The organism is Cellulosimicrobium sp. NPDC030954 (genome assembly GCF_055571305.1).
Map to the genome: position 1 here is coordinate 80345 of NZ_JBVIFN010000008.1, position 18014 is coordinate 98358.

Here is an 18014-nt window from a genome sequence, read left to right on the forward strand (position 1 = left end):
GAGGAACGAGGGGCGGATGGTAGACGCGGCTCCACCACCCACCCCGACCACCCCAGGCGACCACACGCCGTCGAGCACAAGAACCACGGTTCTACCTCGCGCGACCACGGTTCTACCCCGACCGACCGGGGTTCTACCTCGGCCGACCAGAGCTCTACCTCGGCCCGTGGGACGCCGAGCGTCAGACGGCGAGGGCCATGCGGGAGAGGGCTCGCGCCGCGCGTTCCATGACGACGGCGAGCGACTCGCCGACGTGCAGGTGGAGCGCGGTGCGCGCCTCGGGGAGGCGGTCGGCGAGCGCGAGCTCGAGGATCTCGATGTGCTCGTCGATGGTGATGCGGATGCGCTCGGACTCGACGAAGTCGTACATGCGGACGGCGCGCACCTTCTCGTTGACCTCGACGAGCGCCTCGGTGAGGCGGTCGTTGCCCGCGGCGCGGGACAGCACGGTGTGGAAGCGCTCGTCGAGGAGCACGAAGCTCGGGTCGGGTTCCGGCGGCGCGGCGCGGAGCTCGACCCACCGGCCGAGCTCGTCGCGCAGGGCATCGGTGTCGTAGTGCAGCTCGGTGTTCTCGATGATGCGCTCGACGCCGCGCAGCTCGAGGGTCACGCGCAGCTCGTACAGGTCGCGCAGCTCGGCGAGGCTGGGCACGACGACGGCGTACCCGAAGTCGGTGCGCTGGATGAGCCCGTCGGACAGGAGCCGGGACAGCGCCTCGCGCACAGGCGTGCGCGACACCTCGAACCGCCGGCTCAGCTTGGGCTCGGTGAGCCGCTCGCGCGGGTCGACCCGGCCGTTGAGGATCTCGGCGCGCAACCGCGTGTAGACGGCGTCGCGCAACGAGGTCGCGGCGGGTTCCGGCGCGGTCACGATGTCCATGCGGGGTCTCCTGGTCGTCCGGCCCGTGCGTCGTGGTCATGCCCTGCCATCATCCCGCACGGCGACCCGGCGGCGGTGCCGCCGGGTACGCCGTGCGGGTCGACGCCGCGTCGGCTACACGGCCATCGCCGCACGGACGCTCTCCTCGGCGGCCTCGCCGCCCGACCCGCGGCTCGTCACGCGCCCGGACTGGAGGACGACGTAGTCGCGCGCCGCGCCGAGCGCGAACCCGACGTGCTGCTCGACCAGCAGGACCGACAGGCCGCCCGCGTCGGTGAGGGTGAGGATCGCGTCCTCGATCTCGGTGACGACGGACGGCTGGATGCCCTCGGTCGGCTCGTCGAGCACGAGCACGCGCGGGCCGGTGATGAGGGCGCGCGCGATGGCGAGCTGCTGCCGCTGCCCGCCGGACAGGAGCCCGGCCCGTCGGCCGAGGAGCCCGCGCAGCGCCGGGAACAGGTCGAGCGCCTCGTCGAGGCGTCGCGGCCCCTCGCGCGACGTGTCGGCGACGAGCTGGAGGTTCTCGCGCGCCGTGAGGTCGCCGAACGACTGCTGCCCCTGCGGGACGTACGCGAGACCTCGCCGCACGCGCTGGTGCGTCGGCAGCCGGGTGACGTCCTCGCCGTCGAGCACGACGCTCCCCGACCGGGCCTTGAGCAGCCCGAGCGCGGTCCGCAGGAGCGTCGTCTTGCCGGCGCCGTTGTGCCCCAGCACGGCGGCGACGCCGCCCGCCGGCACCGTGAGGTCGACGCCGTGGAGCACCATGGTCCGGCCGTAGCCCCCGTGCAGGCCCGTGAGCTCGAGCATCACGCCTCCTCGTCGTCGTTCGTGGTGGTCGCCGGGCTCGTCGCGCGCTCCTCCGTGCCGGACGCCGCGGGCTCGCTCCCCGCATCACGTCCCGGAGGGCGGCGGCGAGCGCCGCGGGTCGCGCCCGCGCTGCCGAGGTAGACCTCCTGCACGCGCGGGTCGGCCTGGACCTCGGCGTACGTGCCCTCGGCGAGCACCTGGCCCAGGTGCAGCACCGTGACCGAGCTCGCGAAGGCCCGGAGGAACTCCATGTCGTGCTCGACGACGACGACCGTCCGCTGGGCGCCGATGCGCTGGAGCAGCTCGCCGGTCTGCTCGCGCTCGGACTGGCTCATGCCCGCGACGGGCTCGTCGAGCAGCAGCAGCCGGGCGTCCTGGACGAGCAGCATCCCGATCTCGAGCCACTGCTTCTGCCCGTGCGCGAGGATCCCGGCCTGGACGTCGCGCAGGTGCGCGAGCCCGACGGTCTCGAGCGCCTGCTCGACGGTCTCGGGCGTCGAGGTGCGACGCCGCAGGAGCGTGAGCGGGCCGCGTCCGGCACCCGCAGCGATGTCGAGGTTCTGGAGCACGCTGAGCTCCTCGAACACGCTCGCCGTCTGGAACGTGCGCCCGACGCCGGCCCGCGCGATGCGGTGCGTCTTCTTGCCGAGCAGGTCGACCCCGCCGAACTGCACCGATCCCGACGCCTTGGCGAGGCCGGTGATGGCGTCCACGATCGTCGTCTTGCCCGCGCCGTTGGGCCCGATGAGGAACCGGAGGTCGCCCGCGGTGACGGTGAGGTCGACGCCCTGGACGGCGACGAACCCGTCGAACTCGACGCGCAGCCCGCGCACCTCGAGGTAGTCGTGCCGGAACCGCGAGTCGTCGACGCCGAGGACGGACTGCGCGGCCTCGAGGTCGAGCCCGTCGCCCGCGACGCCGGTCTCGAGGACAGCGGCGCCCGCCGCCTCGGGCACCGGCACCGTGCCCGACGCCGGTCCCGTGGGTTGCGTGGTCATGCGGTCCTCCCGGAGGTGGCGGGGTCGTGGTCGACGGCGGTCGGTCGCTCGGTCGCCGGGTCGCCGGTGCCCGGCTCGTCCGCGGTGCCGCCGTCCGCCGGGGCGGGCACACCGCCGTCGGGCACGGCGCCGCGGCGCGCGCGGCGCCACCGCGTGAACAGCTCGGCGAGCCCGCCGGGCAGGAATGCGACGACGAGGATGAACAGCGCACCCTGGGCGTAGATCCAGCCGGACGGGAACGCCTCGGACAGGCTCGTCTGCGCCCAGCTCACGGCGATCGACCCGAGCACCGGGCCGAGGAGCGTCGCCCGGCCGCCGATGGCGACGCCGATGAGGAACCCGATCGACGGCACGACGCCTACGTCGGCGGGCGAGATGATCCCGACGATCGGCACGAACAGCGCGCCGCCCACGGCCGCCATGAACGCCGCGACGGCGTACGCGACGACCTTGACCTTGGCCGGGTCGTAGCCGAGGAACCGGACGCGGTTCTCCTGGTCGCGCACGGCGACCAGCAGCTCGCCGAACCGCGACACCATGAGCTGGCGCGCGATCGCGACCATGACGAGCAGGGCGCCGGCGGCGATGAAGAAGAGCATGCGCTTGTTGACCGGGTCGGCGAGGTCGTACCCGAAGAACGACCGGAAACCGTTGAGGCCGTTGGTGCCGCCCGTCGTCGCCTGCTGACCGATGAGCAGGATCGCGAAGGCCGCCGCGAGCGCCTGCGAGAGGATCGCGAAGTAGGCGCCCCGCACGCGCCGCGTGAAGACGGCGAACCCGAGCAGCGCGGCGAGACCGGCAGGTATGACGGCGATGGCGAGGATGGTCACGACCGGCGACCGGAACGGCTCCCACCAGCCCGGCACCTCGCCCGAGCCGTAGAGCATCATGAAGTCCGGCACCCCGCCCGGCCCGGCGTCCGCAAGCTTGAGGTGCATCGCCATGATGTAGGCACCGAGGCCGAAGAACACGCCCTGCCCGAGCGTGAGCATCCCGCCGCGGCCCCACGCGAGGCCGATGCCGACGGCGACCATCGCGAGGCACAGGAACTTGCCGAGCAGGCCGAGGCGGAACGTGGAGAGCGTCGCGGGCGCGACGGCGAACAGCAGGACCGCCGCGACGGCGAACCCGACGATCACGCGGGCGCGCGAGGAGCGGTACAGGGTGGTGAGCCGGGACGTGCCCCCGGTCGTGACGGCGCTCATGCGAGGCTCCTCGTCCGGACCGACACGAGGCCCTGGGGTCGCACCTGGAGGAAGACGACGATGACGACGAACACGAGCACCTTCGCGATGCTCGCCGTCGTGGAGTACTCGAAGGTCGCTTGGAGCAGCCCGAGCGCGAACGCCGCGATGACCGTGCCCTTGATCTGCCCGATGCCGCCCGCGACGACGACGAGGAACGCGTCGACGATGTAGCTCGTCCCGAGCGTGGGGCCGATCGACCCGAGGAGCGTGAGCGCGACGCCCGCGATCCCGGCGAGACCGGACCCGATGAAGAACGTCAGGCGGTCCGTCGTCCGCGTGGAGACGCCGCTCGCCTCGGCGAGGTCGCGGTTCTGCACGACGGCGCGGATCCGCCGCCCGAGCGGCGTCACCTTGAGCACGACGGGCAGCGCGACGACCGCGACGACCGCCAGCGCGAGGATGAACACGCGCGTCTTGGGCACGGCGAGGCCGAACAGGTCGACGGCGCCGCTCAGCCAGGCGGGGGCGCGCACGTCGACGTTGGGGGCCCCGAACACGTCGCGCGCGACCTGCTGGAGCACGAGTGCGACGCCCCACGTCACGAGCAGGGTGTCGAGCGGCCGCTTGTACATGCGGTGGATGAGCGTCGCCTCGAGCAGCAGCCCGAGCAGGCCACCGACGAGGAACCCGAGCGGCAACGAGACGAGCAGCGAGACGCCGGCGTTGCCGACGACCCCTTGCACGACGAACGCCGTGTAGGCGCCCGCCATCATGAACTCGCCGTGCGCCATGTTGATGACGCCCATCTGGCCGAACGTGAGCGCCAGCCCGAGGGCGGCGAGGAGCAGGACGGAGCCGAGGCTCAGTCCCGCGAAGAGCTGCGAGAACAGCACATCCATGGGCGTCGTGCCTTCCGGTGAGTGCGGACGAGGACTCACGGAGCGCCGGGCACCCGCCGCCGCGTGGGGCGGCGGATGCCCGGCGCTCACGGGGTCAGGAGAGGCCCTCGGCCCAGTCGTAGCCCTCGAGGTACGGGTCGGGCTCGATCGGCTCGCCCGAGCTCCACTCGGTGTAGATGAGGCCGTCGGGGCCGATCTTGCCGATGAGGGCGGTCTTGGCGATGTGGTGGTTGTCGCCGTTCACGGTGACGGAGCCCTCGGGGGCGTCGAAGGTCACGCCGTCGGCGGCCTCCTGGACGTCGGCGACGTCGAACGACTCGGCCTTCTCGACCATGCCCTTCCACAGGTAGAGCGAGGTGTACGCCGCCTCCATCGGGTCGGACGTCACGCGGTCGGCGCCGTACTTGGCCTGGAACGCCTCGACGAACGTGGTGTTCTCCGGGCTGTCGATGGTCTGGTAGTAGTTCCAGGCCGTGAGCTGGCCCTCGACGTTCTCGACGCCGACGCCGCCCACCTCCTCCTCGGCGATCGACACCGACACGACGGGCATCGTGTCCGGCCCGAGGCCCGCGTTCTTGTACTCCTTGAAGAACGCGACGTTGGAGTCGCCGTTGAGCGTGTTGAACACGGCGTCCGCCCCGGCGGACTTCACCTTGTTGACGATCGTGGAGAAGTCGGTGTGGCCCAGCGGCGCGTACTCCTCACCGAGGACCTCGATGCCGTTCGCCTCCGCGTACGCGTTGATGATCTTGTTCGCCGTGCGCGGGAAGACGTAGTCGGAACCGACGAGGAAGATCGACGTGACCCCCTGCTCCTTGAGGTAGTCGAGTGCGGGGACGATCTGCTGGTTGGTCGTGGCGCCGGTGTAGAAGATGTTCGGCGACGACTCGAGGCCCTCGTACTGGACCGGGTAGAAGAGCAGCGAGTCCTGCGCCTCGAAGACGGGCAGCATCGCCTTGCGCGACGCGGACGTCCAGCCGCCGAACACGGCGGCGACGCAGTCGCTCGTGATGAGCTTCTCCGCCTTCTCGGCGAAGACCGTGGGCTCGGACTGGCCGTCCTCCTGGACGATCTCGAGCTGCTTGCCGAGCACGCCGCCGTCGGCGTTGATCTCCTCCGCCGCGAGGGCCAGGGAGTCGGCGACGGTCTGCTCGGAGATCGCCATGGTGCCGGAGAGCGAGTTGAGGAAGCCGATCTTGACGGTGTCGCCGGAGGTGTCGACGCAGCTCTCGGCAGCGCTGGTCGCGGCGCCCGCTCCGTCGCCGGTCTCCGTCTTCGCGCCGCACGCGGTGAGCGTGAGCGCGAGGACGACGAGAGCGGCGGCCGGGGCGAGACGGGTCGTGGCGCGTGAAGGTGTCACGAGAGTCCTTTCAGCGAGGTTCGCACAGCGGAGTTCTCCGCAGGTTTCTCAGCAGGAGGCCGGCGGCCGCCGGGGAGGCGGTCGCGCGCCGCGAGCACCGGGTACAGGCGTGTATACGAGCCTGTGCCCGGGGTGGTGCCCACTGATGTCGACGCTAGTGACGCCGTGTTTCGGCCGATCTGCCCGTCCTGTTAACGGCACGTGTCACACGGTCACGATCCGGTCACGCGCCCGGGAACACTGCCGAGAGAGAACCCTGGTAGCGCGAGATAGAACGCTGGTCGCAGAGGTCAACCCCAGGTCCGCCGACGTAGAACCCTGGTGGTGAAGCGTTCTCGAGGCTCGGGTGCCCCTCGACCCACCAGAGTTCTACCTCGCACGACCACGGTTCTACCTCGGGCAACCGGGGTTCTCCCTCGCCGGGGAGGGCCGTCAGGCGGCCGGGGCGGTCGCCGTGCGGCGGCGGGTGGTCGCGCTCAGGACGGCGGTGAGGAGCCCGGCCGTGAGCGCGACGACGAGGGCGACGCCCACGAGGCCGGCGACGCCGACGAAGATCCCGCCGGCCTCGCCGTAGTCGGCGAGCGGCATCCCCGCGAACGCGTGGTCGCGCGCCGCGTCGGCGAAGCCGACCGACTCGGCCGTCGCCTCGAGGCCGTCCGGCGTGGCCGCCGCGAACGACGACACGACGACCGCGGCGAGCAGCGCGCCCGACCCGAGCGCGAGCACGGCACGCCGCACCGCGCCGGCCGGGGCCGCCGCGAGCGCCGTGGAACCAGGCGAGACAGCCGTTCCCGGCGAGGCCACGGCGTCGGGCCCGACGGCACGGCTCGGCGCAGGTCGTGCCACGCCCTCGATGGCTGCGACGCCCGGAGCGACCGCGAGCACGAGCCCGACGACCCCGGCCGTGATGAGCGCCTCGCCGAGCCCGATGACCGCGTGCACGGAGAGCATCTGACCGACGAGCTCGCCCACCGGGACCGGTACCGTCCCGCCGACGGCGAAGAGCGAGGCGAACACCGCGGCCGAGGCGGGCACGCTCACGAGCGCTCCCACCCCCGCGGCGCCGGCTGCACCGCGTCCGCGCGTCAGGCGCAGGACGCCACGCGTCGCCGCCCAGCCGACGAGCGTCCCGACCACCGCCATGAGCAGCACGTTCGTGCCCAGCGCGGTGATCCCGCCGTCCGCGAAGACGAGCGCCTGCACCAGCAGCACGAGCGTCACGGACAGCACGCCGAGCCACGGCCCGACGAGCGCGGCCGCGAGCGCCCCTCCCATGAGGTGGCCGCTCGTCCCGGCGGCGACCGGGTAGTTGAGCATCTGGACGGCGAAGACGAACCCGGTCGTCGCAGCCGTCAGCGCGACGCGACGCGGGGTGAGGTCCTCGCGCGCCCGGTACGCCGCGTAGCCGACGGCGGCGAGGGACACGACGGCGGTCGTCGCCGACGTGGGGTCGTTCAGGAAGTGGTCGGGGACGTGCATGTCAGGCTCCTGTCGTCAGCAGTGTCGTGCGGGGTTCGGGAAGGTCGGTGTCCGACGGCGCCGCGCGAGCGGGCTGCGGGTCGTCGGGCAGGTCGCCAGCGATGCCACGGGCGGCGCGCACCGCCGTCGTCCAGGCCGCCACGACGGCGTCGATCCCGGCGTCGTGGGTGCTCGGGCCGAGGTGGCGGCCGATCGCGCCGGGGCCGTCGAGGTCGAGCCGCAGCGGTGCGGGTGTCGTGCTCGCGGGCCGGTCTGCCGCGAGGGCGCCGAGCGCGACCGGCGGGCGCGTCCCGAGGCACAGCACCGAGTCGACGACGCGCGCGTCGCCGAGGATCCCGGGCAGGGTGCGGTCGTCGTCGAGGTCGAGGTCCTCGACGAAGAGCTCGCGCACGTGCCCCGGTCGTGCCGGGTCGCTCCGCCATGGAGGTCCCGACCCTGCTGGCGTCGCGGACTCACCGGTCCCGCCGACACCGCGGGACGTCGGGGCGGCACCAGGTGCCGACAGGGCGACGCGCGTGCGCGACCGCAGCCGGCCGCCGACCTCTCCCGAGCGGCCCAGGACGAGCGTCTCGCGCAGGAGCGCGACGCCACCTGCACCCCGGGTTCCGCCGCGGGCGAGCGCCACGCGCGTGGAGCGCTCGACGTCGGCCCCGTCGGCGACGACGAACGGCAGCGCGTCCCACACGAGGAGCCCACCGGCGTCGACCTGCACGGCCACGTCCCACGAGGCCGACCGCCCGCGCCCGGCGTACGCGACGGTGCCCGACACCTCGACGAGCTCGAGCTCGACGCCCTCCCCCACGTGCACCTCGATCCGCACGCGGTCACCGCCGAGGAGCAGCGCGCGCGTCGCGACGAGCGCGACCCGGACCACGCCCGGCCCGGTGGACAGGACGCGCGGGCTGAGCGCGCCGGGGCGCAGGTCGCAGCGCACCCGGCCCGCGTCCCGGTACGCCCCGACCCGCGTCACCTCGTCCACGAGCGTCTCGTCGCCCGGGTCTCAGTCGCGCCCGACGGCGGCCACCGGCTCCGCGGCCGCGTCGCCGTGCTCGTGGGCGTGAGGGTGGCCGTGGCCGTGGGCGTGCGCCGCGTCGCCCTCCTCGTGCGTGTGGAGGAACCCGTTGCCCTCCTCGTCCGCGTGGAAGTGCGGCGCCATCGGACCCGGGTCCTGCGGCACGTGCGCGCCCGCGCGGTGCGCCGCGAGCAACGTCTGCACCCACGTGGTGAGCGCGTCGATCGACTCGCGGTCGAGGCGCGAGAGGGCGAGCACCGGGGCGCCGTCGCGCGCGGCCGTCGCGTCGAGGACCATCCGCGGCACGTCGACGCCCACGTAGGGCGCGAGGTCCGTCTTGTTGACGACGAGCAGGTCGGCCCGGGCGATCCCCGGCCCGCCCTTGCGCGCGACGTCGCCGCCGCCCGCGACGTCGAGCACGAAGATCTGCGCGTCGACGAGCGCGGGCGAGAACGTGGCGGTGAGGTTGTCGCCGCCCGACTCCACGAGGACGACGTCGAGCGGCGCGAAGTCCTCCTCGAGGTCCTCGACCGCGAGGAGGTTCGCGGTCACGTCGTCGCGGATCGCGGTGTGCGGGCACGCGCCGGTCTCGACCGCGCGGATGCGTTCGGGGTCGAGCACGCCCGCGGAGCGCAGGAAGCGCGCGTCCTCGTCGGTGTAGATGTCGTTGGTGATGACGCCGAGCTGGAGCACGCCGGACAGCTCGCGGCACAGGAGCGCGATGAGCGAGCTCTTGCCCGTGCCGACGGGGCCGGCGACGCCGAGTCGCAGGGAGCGGGTGGAGCGGTTGTCGGGAGTGTTCTCAGGCAGGTTGTCAGGCACTGAACAGCCTCTCGGTGGTGCGGGCGTGGATCTCGGCCCACTGCTCGACGAGCGGTGCGCCGTGCGCGGGGATCGCGCGGGGGTCGGTCACGTGGGCGACGTCGTGAGCGAGCGCGTCGATCGCGGGCTGGGCCGCGACGACCCAGCCCGTCGCGACGACGGGATCAACGGGCTCGAGCTTGAGCGTCGCCGCGGCGACGGTCTGCACGTCCTCGTACCCGACGAGGCGCGCGACCTGCAGCGCGGACAGCCCCGCGCACGCGGCGGTCACGCCGAGCACCACCGGTCGCGGGGGCTGCGGCGCCCTGCGGCCCGCCGCACCCCGACCCCCCGCGCCGTGTCCCGCGCCCGACGGAGCCGGCGCGGCCGACGTGGCGCCCTCGTGCGGGTCGGACATCCCGTCGGCGCGGCGCGCGTCGGCGACGAGCACCGCGGCCTCGTCCAGCGCAGCGACCGCGGGACGCTCGGCCCACAGCCGGCGCAGGAGCCGCAGATAGCCGCGGCCGAGCCGCTGCGACGTCTCGCGGAGCGCGGGCGACGGCGTCCGCGCCGCCCAGGCGAGCCAGGTGTCGGCGAGGTCGAGCGCCGCGGACGCCACGCCGTCGGGCACCCTGGCGGACGGTGCGCGATCCGCGGGGGCGGATCCGGCGCCGTCGGGCCCGGGACCGGCCGCGAGCGCCACGTGCCGTGCGACGACCGCCGTGGCTGCCTCGACGCGCGTGACCGTCGCGAGACGCGCGCGCACGTAGTCGGGCACGCGCGGAGCGGGCATGCCCGCCCGCAGCGCGGGCTCGAGGCCCGCGGACTGCGTGTGCCCGCCGGTGGGCAGGCGCGCGTCGGCGAGCAGCGCGAGCATGAGCTCCGCGCGTCCCGCCACGTCGACCTCGGGTGTCTCGCTCACGGCTCAGAACAGCGAGTAGAGCTGCGCGAGCGGCAGCCGGTCGGCGGGCGCGGGGACGACGAGCTCGCCGTCGACCTCGATCGCGAAGGACTCCGGGTCGATCACGATCTGCGGCAGGTAGTCGTTGTTCTTCATCTGCGCCTTGCCGACGCCGCGCGTGTCCGCGACCGGGAGGAGCTGTCGGGCGAGCCCGAGCCGCTCCTCGAGGCCGTCGTCGAGCGCGGCGGGCGAGACGAACGACATCGAGACGTCGGCCCCGATCGCGTCGGCGAGCGCCGGACGCATGAGCACGGGCTGCGGCGACGGGATCGACGCGTTGGGGTCGCCCAGCGCACCCCAGACGAGCGCGCCACCCTTCATGACGACGCTCGGCCGCACGCCGAACAGCTTGGGCTCCCACAGCACGAGGTCCGCGACCTTGCCCGGCTCGACCGACCCCACGTACGCGTCGATCCCGTGCGCGACGGCCGGGTTGATCGTGTACTTGGCGACGTACCGGCGAGCGCGCAGGTTGTCCGCCGGCAGCTCCGGTCCGCGCGCCCCACCCGGGTGCGCGCCACGCCGCGCCTTCATGACGTGCGCGACCTGCCACGTGCGCGTGACGACCTCGCCGATGCGGCCCATCGCCTGCGCGTCGGACGACGTGATGGACATGGCGCCGAGGTCGTGGAGCACGTCCTCCGCGGCGATCGTCGTGCCGCGGATGCGCGACTCGGCGAACGCCAGGTCCTCCGCGACCTGCGGGTTGAGGTGGTGACACACCATGAGCATGTCGAGGTGCTCCGCGACGGTGTTCACCGTGTGCGGGAGGGTCGGGTTGGTCGAGCCGGGGATGACGTTCGGGTGGCTCGCGACGGTGAGGATGTCGGGTGCGTGCCCGCCGCCCGCGCCCTCGGCGTGGAAGGCGTGGATCGAGCGGCCGCCGATCGCGCGCAGCGTCGACTCCACGAACCCGGCCTCGTTGAGCGAGTCCGAGTGCAGCGCGACCTGCAGCCCCCAGTCGTCGGCGGCGCGCAGCGCGGCGTCGATCGCGGCCGGCGTCGACCCCCAGTCCTCGTGGACCTTGTAGCCGCCCGCGCCGGCCATGGCCTGCTCGCGCAGCCCTTCGGCGCTCACGGTGTTGCCCTTGCCGAGCAGCAGGACGTTCACGGGGAGCCGGTCGAGCGCGCGGTGGATCGCCTCGAGGTGCCACGCCCCGGGCGTGACGGTCGTGGCCTTGGTGCCCTCGCTCGGCCCGGTGCCGCCGCCCGCGACGGTCGTGATGCCGGTGGCGAGCGCCTCGACCACCTGGGACGGCGAGATGAGGTGCACGTGCGAGTCGATGCCGCCCGCGGTGAGGATCTTGCCTTCGCCGCTCACGACGTCGGTCGAGGGGCCGATGTGCAGGTCGGGATGCACGCCGTCCGCGACGTCGGGGTTGCCCGCGCGTCCGAGCGCGACGATCCGCCCGTCCCGGATCCCGACGTCCGCCTTGACGATCCCCCACCAGTCCAGGACGACGGCGTTCGTGATCACCGTGTCGAGCGCGCCCTCGGCGCGGGTCGTCGACCCCTGCGCCATGGACTCGCGGATCGACTTGCCGCCGCCGAAGACGACCTCCTCGCCCCCGAACGTGCGGTCCTCCTCGACCTCGATCCACAGGTCGGTGTCGCCGAGGCGCACCTGGTCGCCCGTCGTCGGGCCGTACAGCGCGGCGTAGCGCTCGCGCGAGATCGCGACCATGCGTCAGTCCTCCTCAGGGGTGGTCGTGCTCCGTGTGCCGAACCCGGGGTCTCTCCCCACGTCCGCCGGATCCTGGGGAGCGACCCCGGGTTCGGCAGGCTCGGTCGCGCGGTCCAGCGCGCCGCCGTCGGGCTTGCCGCGCTGGAGCCCGGGGACGCGGCGTCGGCCCCGCAGGGCGACGGCCTCGACCTCCGCCGACGCACCGGGCTCGAAGCGACGCGACGTGCCGGACGGGACGTCGAGCCGGAAGCCGTGCGCGGCGTCCCGGTCGAACGAGAGCGCGGCGTTGGCGTCGGGGAGGTGCAGGTGGGAGCCGATCTGGACCGGGCGGTCTCCGGTGTTCGTCACGACCAGCGTGACGCGCTCGTCGTCGGTGCGGTCGGCGTTGAGGACGACGGGGACGTCCTCGGTGCCGCGCTTGAGCCGGATCGCTCCGGGTCCGCTCGTGCTGATGCCTGCCATGGGTCGCCTCGCTCTCGCTGCGTCTGGTGCGTGCGCCGGACCGGGACGGCTCAGGCGATCGGCTGGTGGATGGTGACGAGCTTGCGCCCGTCGGGGAAGGTCGCCTCGACCTGGACGTCGGGCAGCATCTCCGCGACGCCGTCCATGACCTCGTCGCGGCCGAGCACCGCGCGGCCGGAGACCATGAGCTCCTCGACGCCCGCCCCCTCGCGGGCGCGCTCGATCACCCACGTGGTGAGCAGGGCGACGGTCTCGGGGTAGTTGAGCAGCACGCCACGCTCGCGCCGGTCGCGCGCGACCATGCCCGCGACGGCGAGCAGCAGCTTCTCGGTGTCCGCGGGGGTCAGGTGCATGACCGCGATCCTGCCGCGCGTTCGTTTCCGGCGTGTATACACCGCGTTATACGTCCGTGTACCGCGTCCGTTCCCGGGCACGACGAAGGCCGCCGACCGGGCGAACCCGGCCGGCGGCCTTCGATGTCCTGCGGTCTCCCGGCAGGGCCGGGAAGGGGTCAGGCGTGGATCAGAAGTCCATGCCGCCCATGCCACCGTCGCCACCGGGGACGGCCGGAGCCTTCTCCGGCTTGTCGGCGACGACGGCCTCGGTCGTGAGGAAGAGCGCCGCGATGGAGGCGGCGTTCTGCAGCGCGGAGCGCGTGACCTTGACCGGGTCGTTCACGCCGGCGGCGAGGAGGTCCTCGTACTCACCGGTCGCGGCGTTGAGGCCCTGGCCAGCGGGGAGGTTGCGCACCTTCTCCGCGACGACGCCACCCTCGAGGCCCGCGTTGACGGCGATCTGCTTGAGCGGGGCGTCGATCGCGGCGCGCACGATCTGCGCACCGGTCGCCTCGTCGCCCTCGAGCTCGAGCTTCTCGAACGCCACGGCACCGGCCTGGATGAGCGCGACGCCACCACCGGCGACGATGCCCTCCTCGACGGCCGCCTTCGCGTTGCGCACGGCGTCCTCGATGCGGTGCTTGCGCTCCTTGAGCTCGACCTCCGTGGCGGCACCCGCCTTGATGACGGCCACGCCGCCGGCGAGCTTCGCGAGGCGCTCCTGGAGCTTCTCGCGGTCGTAGTCGGAGTCCGACTTCTCGATCTCGCCACGGATCTGGTTGACGCGACCCTGGATCAGGTCGGCGTCGCCCGCGCCCTCGACGATCGTGGTCTCGTCCTTGGTGACGACGACCTTGCGCGCCTGGCCGAGCAGGTCCAGCGTCGCGTTCTCGAGCTTGAGGCCCACCGTCTCGGTGATGACCTGGCCGCCGGTGAGGATCGCGATGTCCTGGAGCATGGCCTTGCGGCGGTCGCCGAAGCCCGGGGCCTTGACGGCGACGGACTTGAACGTGCCACGGATCTTGTTGAGCACCAGGGTCGCGAGAGCCTCGCCCTCGACGTCCTCGGCGATGATGAGGAGCGAGCGGCCGGCCTTCATGACCTGGTCGAGGACCGGGAGCAGGTCCTTCACGTTCGAGATCTTGGACTCGACGATGAGGACGTACGGGTCCTCGAGCACGGCCTCCTGGCGCTCGGGGTCCGTCTCGAAGTAGCGCGCGAGGAAGCCCTTGTCGAAGCGCATGCCCTCGGTGAGCTCGAGCTCGAGGCCGAACGTGTTCGACTCCTCGACCGTGATGACGCCCTCCTTGCCCACCTTGTCGAGGGCCTCGGCGATGAGCTCGCCGATCGCGGGGTCGCCGGCGGAGATGGCGGCCGTGGCGGCGATCTCCTCCTTGGTCTCGATGTCCTTGGCGGCGTTGAGCAGCTGCTCGGTCACCGCGTCGACGGCCTTCTCGATGCCGCGCTTGACGGCGATCGGGTTGGCGCCGGCCGCGACGACGCGCAGGCCCTCGCGCACGAGCGCCTGGGCGAGCACGGTCGCGGTGGTGGTGCCGTCACCCGCGACGTCGTCGGTCTTCTTGGCGACCTCCTTGACGAGCTCCGCACCGATCTTCTCGTACGGGTCCTCGAGCTCGATCTCCTTGGCGATGGAGACGCCGTCGTTCGTGATGGTCGGCGCGCCCCACTTCTTGTCGAGCACGACGTTGCGGCCCTTGGGGCCGAGGGTGACCTTGACGGTGTCGGCGAGGGCGTTGAGCCCGCGCTCCATGCTCCGACGAGCCTCCTCGTCGAAGGCGATGATCTTGGCCATGGGGAATGATCCTCCGCTGGTGGCGTATGGCGGTCGGCCGGCGCCCGCGACGGACGACCCGCGACGGGCGGCGTTCCTGTCACGCCGCCGGGGCGGGCCTCACCTGTCGACCTGGTGGGTTGCGCCGCACCCGCGGTGAGCGGCTGCCTGCGCTGTTCACTTCTGTCACTCTCATGACGAGAGTGCTAACGCCATTATTGGCACTCGCAGGGTGCGAGTGCAAGACAGCCCGCCAGGGCCGGTCCCCGTATCGCGACGGGCGAAACCCGCGGCACCGCGCACTCCGCCTAAGATGCGCGGTGTGATCCGCGCAACACCGTCGTGGCGCCTCGCAGCAGCCCTGGCCGGCTTCGTGCTGGTCCCCGCCCTCGGTCTCACCGCCGCGACCGCCGTCGCCGCTCCCACGGGCGAGCACATCGACCTGTACCAGGACGGCGTCGCCGTCGCGACCGCCCCCGACGGCGGCACCGCGCTCCTGCGCCTCGCCCCCGGGGCCGCCGTGACGTACCTCCCCGGCAGCCGCGTGCTCGACCCCATGTCGCTCGACCCGGTCGCGCTCGCCGACGGCGTCGACCCCGCGGACGGCGAGGCGGACCGCCTCGCGCAGGTCGCCGGGGCGCGGCTCGACGCGTCGGCGCTCCTCGACCCCGGCCTGGCGCAGGACGCCGCCGCCGCGTCGCGCGCCTGGCTCGTGTCCGGCGTCGTCCCCGGCGCGGACGGGCCGTTCGCCGCGCTCGGCGAGGCCGCGCTCCTCGACCTGCGCGCCCTCACCCTCGACGACGGCGCCGCGCTCGCCGCCGCCTCGCCCAAGTGGCGCTACGTGTGGCCGCGCGACGCGTCGTTCACGGCGGCGGCGTTCGCGCGCACCGGGCACGTCGACGACGCGCGGGACGTCCTCGGCTTCCTCGCCCGTGTCCAGGAGGACGACGGGTCGTTCCACGCGCGCTACCTGCCCGACGGCTCCGGCGTGCCCGACGACCGCGGCCTCCAGTCCGACGGCGTCGGCTGGGTGCTGTGGGCGGCCGACGTCGTGCTGGAGGAGACGCCCGCCGCCGAGCGGCGCGAGGTCGCCGCGGAGCTGCGGCCCCTCGTCGACGCCGCGACCGACCACGCGCTCTCGCTCGTGGACGGCGAGGACCCGCTGCCCCCGCCCTCCAGCGACTACTGGGAGGTCGAGCCGACGGCGCTCACCCTCGGCACCGCCGGCCCCCTGCTCGCCGGGCTCGAGGCCGCGGCCGACGTCTACGCCGCGGCGGGCGAGACCGGGCGCGCGACCGACGCGACGTTGGCCGCGGCGCGGCTGCGCATGGCCGTCGAGCGGTCGTTCGGGTCCCAGGGCTACCCGCGCCACGTGACCGGCGGCGCGCGCGACGCGTCGACCGCGTTCGTGCTGCCGCCGTTCCAGCCCGAGCCGCTCGCGGGCGCCGACGTCGCGTGGCGCGCGTCGGTCACCGAGATGCTGCGGCCCGCGGGCGGTCTCGCGCCCGGCGCGGGCTGGCGCGAGGACGGCATCTCCTGGACGCCCCAGACGACGCTCTACGCGCTCGCCGCCGCGTCGTCGTCGGACCCGGAGGACCAGGCCGACGCCCGGGAGTGGCTCCGCTGGGTCGGCGACCACCGCACGGCGTCCGGGGCGATCCCGGAGAAGGTCCTCGCGGACGGCTCCCCGGCCGCCGTCGCGCCGCTCTCCTGGAGCTCCGCGCTCGTCGTGCTCGCGCTCGTGGAGCTCGACACGACCACCGCCGACCCGGCGAGGTAGAGGCGCGGTCACCTGAGGTAGAGGCGTGGTCAGACGAGGTAGAGGCGTGGTCGCGGACCGCGACCGCTACCTGGCGCCCACCTCCGACGTCGGCGCCAGATCGGGCTCCGCGCGGACGTCGAACTCCCGGCGCAGCACGCGCCGCGCGGCGTTCCAGCCGCCGAGCCCGTGCACGCCCGGTCCGGGCGGCGTGGACGCCGAGCACAGGTAGACGCCCTCCAGCCCGACCGCGTAGGGGTCGAGCCGGGGGGTGGGGCGCGCGACCATCTGCCACATGCTCACGGCACCGCCCGCGATGTCGCCGCCCACGTAGCTCTCGTCGTGCGTGGCCATCTCCGCGGCGGGCACGCACCGCGACGCGACGACGAGGTCCCGGACCCCCGGGGCGAACCGTTCGAGCTGGCCGAGGACGTCCTCCGTCACGTCGCGCGTCGAACCGGCGGGCACGTGCGCGTACGTCCACAACGGCCGCGCCCCGTCGACCTCGCGCGCGGGGTCGACGACGGTCGGGTCGCTCACCAGCACGACCGGGCGCGCCGCGTGCCGACCGGCCGCGACGTCCGCCTCGGCACGCGCCATCTCGGCACGCGTCCCGCCGACGTGCACGGTCCCGGCACGTCCCACCTCGGGATCGGTCCACGGGACCGGCCCGGAGAGCACGAGGTCGACCTTCGCGGCGGCGTCGCCGTGCCGGAACCGCCGCAGGGCCCACTCGGCCCGGGGCGACAGGCGGTCGCCGAACACGTCCGCGACGACGCCGGGCGCGGTGTCGAACACGTACGCCCGGGCCCGCGGCAGGTCCTCGAGCGCACCGACGCGGTGGCCGGTCACGACCTCGCTACCGTGCGCGCGCAGGTCGTCCAGGAGTGCCGCGACGATCGCGCCCGACCCGCCCCGCGGCAGGGGCCAGCCGCCCGGCGCGTGGCCGAGCGAGGCGAGCAGGAGCGCGGTCCCGGCGGCGGCCAACGACGGCAGGCGGGAGATCGCGTGCGCCGCGACGCCCGTGAGCAGCGCCCCCGCCTCCTCGGTGCGGAAGCGTCGGCCCCAGGCAGCGCTCCCCTGCTCGAGGACGGCGGCGCCGAACCGCGCGGCGACCGCGGCCCCGCCGGGCGTCAGCGCGCGCCCGGGGACCGAGCGCTTGTCCCCGAGGGCGAGCGCGACCACGTCGCGCCAGCCCTCCGCCAGCGGGCCGAGCAGCGCACGCCAGGCGGCGCCGTCGACGCCGAGACGCTCCACCGTGCGGTCGAGGTCGTGGTACGCGACGCCCGCGCGACCGCCGTCGAGGGGCTGCGCGTACGACACCTCCGGCGCGAGCAGCTCCACGCCGCGCGCGCCCAGGTCGAACGCCTCGAAGAACGGCGACGCCCACGCCATCGGGTGCACGGCCGAGCACACGTCGTGCACGACCCCGTCCGCCAGACCGAGGTCGAGCGTGCGCGCGCCGCCGCCGGTCGTCGGCTGTGCCTCGAGCACGCGCACGGCGAGCCCGGCACGCGCGAGGGTCACGGCGGCGGCCAGCCCGTTGGGGCCCGAACCGACGACGACGGCGTCGAGGTTCTCCGTCACGCGACCCTCGCG

16 protein-coding genes are annotated in these 18014 nt (G+C 73.9%); 1 reads left to right on the forward strand and 15 read right to left on the reverse strand.

Translation table 11 applies throughout. The annotated features are described in order from the left end of the window. Nucleotides 1-181 precede the first annotated feature (181 nt). The 14 genes from ACZ402_RS15635 to groL all read right to left on the reverse strand — a co-directional run bounded on the left by ACZ402_RS15635 (nt 182) and on the right by groL (nt 14677). The gene (locus ACZ402_RS15635) at nt 182-880 is read right to left on the reverse strand and encodes a GntR family transcriptional regulator (protein WP_375825218.1); all 699 of its coding nucleotides are present in this window, start codon (nt 878-880) and stop codon (nt 182-184) included. A 114-nt stretch (nt 881-994) separates the two neighbouring features. Further along, nucleotides 995-1687, reverse strand: coding sequence for an urea ABC transporter ATP-binding subunit UrtE (gene urtE / locus ACZ402_RS15640; RefSeq protein WP_375825217.1), 693 nt, complete (start codon nt 1685-1687; stop codon nt 995-997). Then, the gene (urtD, locus tag ACZ402_RS15645) at nt 1687-2685 is read right to left on the reverse strand and encodes an urea ABC transporter ATP-binding protein UrtD (RefSeq protein WP_375825216.1); all 999 of its coding nucleotides are present in this window, start codon (nt 2683-2685) and stop codon (nt 1687-1689) included. The genes urtE and urtD overlap by 1 nt, the downstream gene beginning before the upstream one ends. Next, entirely contained in the window at nt 2682-3890 is a 1209-nt protein-coding gene (gene urtC, locus ACZ402_RS15650) for an urea ABC transporter permease subunit UrtC (RefSeq protein WP_375825215.1), read from the reverse strand. Before urtC ends, urtD begins: the two co-directional genes overlap by 4 nt. Beyond that, entirely contained in the window at nt 3887-4771 is an 885-nt protein-coding gene (gene urtB / locus ACZ402_RS15655; protein ID WP_375825213.1) for an urea ABC transporter permease subunit UrtB, read from the reverse strand. Before urtB ends, urtC begins: the two co-directional genes overlap by 4 nt. A gap of 94 nt (nt 4772-4865) precedes the next feature. Continuing rightward, nucleotides 4866-6131 carry an urea ABC transporter substrate-binding protein gene (gene urtA / locus ACZ402_RS15660; protein ID WP_375825212.1) on the reverse strand — a complete coding sequence of 422 codons (1266 nt, stop codon included), beginning with the start codon at nt 6129-6131 and terminating at the stop codon, nt 4866-4868. A 432-nt stretch (nt 6132-6563) separates the two neighbouring features. Continuing rightward, a complete protein-coding gene (locus ACZ402_RS15665; protein ID WP_375825211.1) occupies nt 6564-7610 on the reverse strand; it encodes an energy-coupling factor ABC transporter permease in 1047 nt (348 codons plus the stop codon). 1 nt (nt 7611) lies between these two features. Next, a complete protein-coding gene (locus tag ACZ402_RS15670; RefSeq protein ID WP_375825210.1) occupies nt 7612-8589 on the reverse strand; it encodes an urease accessory protein UreD in 978 nt (325 codons plus the stop codon). A 21-nt stretch (nt 8590-8610) separates the two neighbouring features. Then, nucleotides 8611-9444: an urease accessory protein UreG gene (gene ureG / locus ACZ402_RS15675; protein WP_375825209.1), complete on the reverse strand. Its 834-nt coding sequence runs from the start codon at nt 9442-9444 to the stop codon at nt 8611-8613. Next, on the reverse strand, nt 9437-10345 hold the full coding sequence (locus tag ACZ402_RS15680) for an urease accessory UreF family protein (protein WP_375825208.1): 909 nt from the start codon (nt 10343-10345) through the stop codon (nt 9437-9439). The genes ureG and ACZ402_RS15680 overlap by 8 nt, the downstream gene beginning before the upstream one ends. 3 nt (nt 10346-10348) lie before the next feature. Further along, entirely contained in the window at nt 10349-12067 is a 1719-nt protein-coding gene (locus ACZ402_RS15685) for an urease subunit alpha (RefSeq protein WP_375825207.1), read from the reverse strand. Nucleotides 12068-12070: 3 nt separating this feature from the next. Further along, the gene (gene ureB, locus ACZ402_RS15690) at nt 12071-12529 is read right to left on the reverse strand and encodes an urease subunit beta (RefSeq protein ID WP_375825206.1); all 459 of its coding nucleotides are present in this window, start codon (nt 12527-12529) and stop codon (nt 12071-12073) included. A 50-nt stretch (nt 12530-12579) separates the two neighbouring features. After that, the gene (locus ACZ402_RS15695) at nt 12580-12882 is read right to left on the reverse strand and encodes an urease subunit gamma (RefSeq protein WP_375825205.1); all 303 of its coding nucleotides are present in this window, start codon (nt 12880-12882) and stop codon (nt 12580-12582) included. A gap of 169 nt (nt 12883-13051) precedes the next feature. After that, the gene (groL, locus tag ACZ402_RS15700; RefSeq protein ID WP_375825203.1) at nt 13052-14677 is read right to left on the reverse strand and encodes a chaperonin GroEL; all 1626 of its coding nucleotides are present in this window, start codon (nt 14675-14677) and stop codon (nt 13052-13054) included. A gap of 292 nt (nt 14678-14969) precedes the next feature. Between groL and ACZ402_RS15705 the strand changes: the two genes are divergently transcribed. Further along, nucleotides 14970-16436 carry a glycoside hydrolase family 15 protein gene (locus tag ACZ402_RS15705; RefSeq protein WP_375825202.1) on the forward strand — a complete coding sequence of 489 codons (1467 nt, stop codon included), beginning with the start codon at nt 14970-14972 and terminating at the stop codon, nt 16434-16436. 66 nt (nt 16437-16502) lie between these two features. On the opposite strand, the gene ACZ402_RS15710 is transcribed toward ACZ402_RS15705, so the two are convergent. After that, the gene (locus ACZ402_RS15710; protein ID WP_375825200.1) at nt 16503-18002 is read right to left on the reverse strand and encodes a phytoene desaturase family protein; all 1500 of its coding nucleotides are present in this window, start codon (nt 18000-18002) and stop codon (nt 16503-16505) included. Nucleotides 18003-18014: the final 12 nt, after the last annotated feature.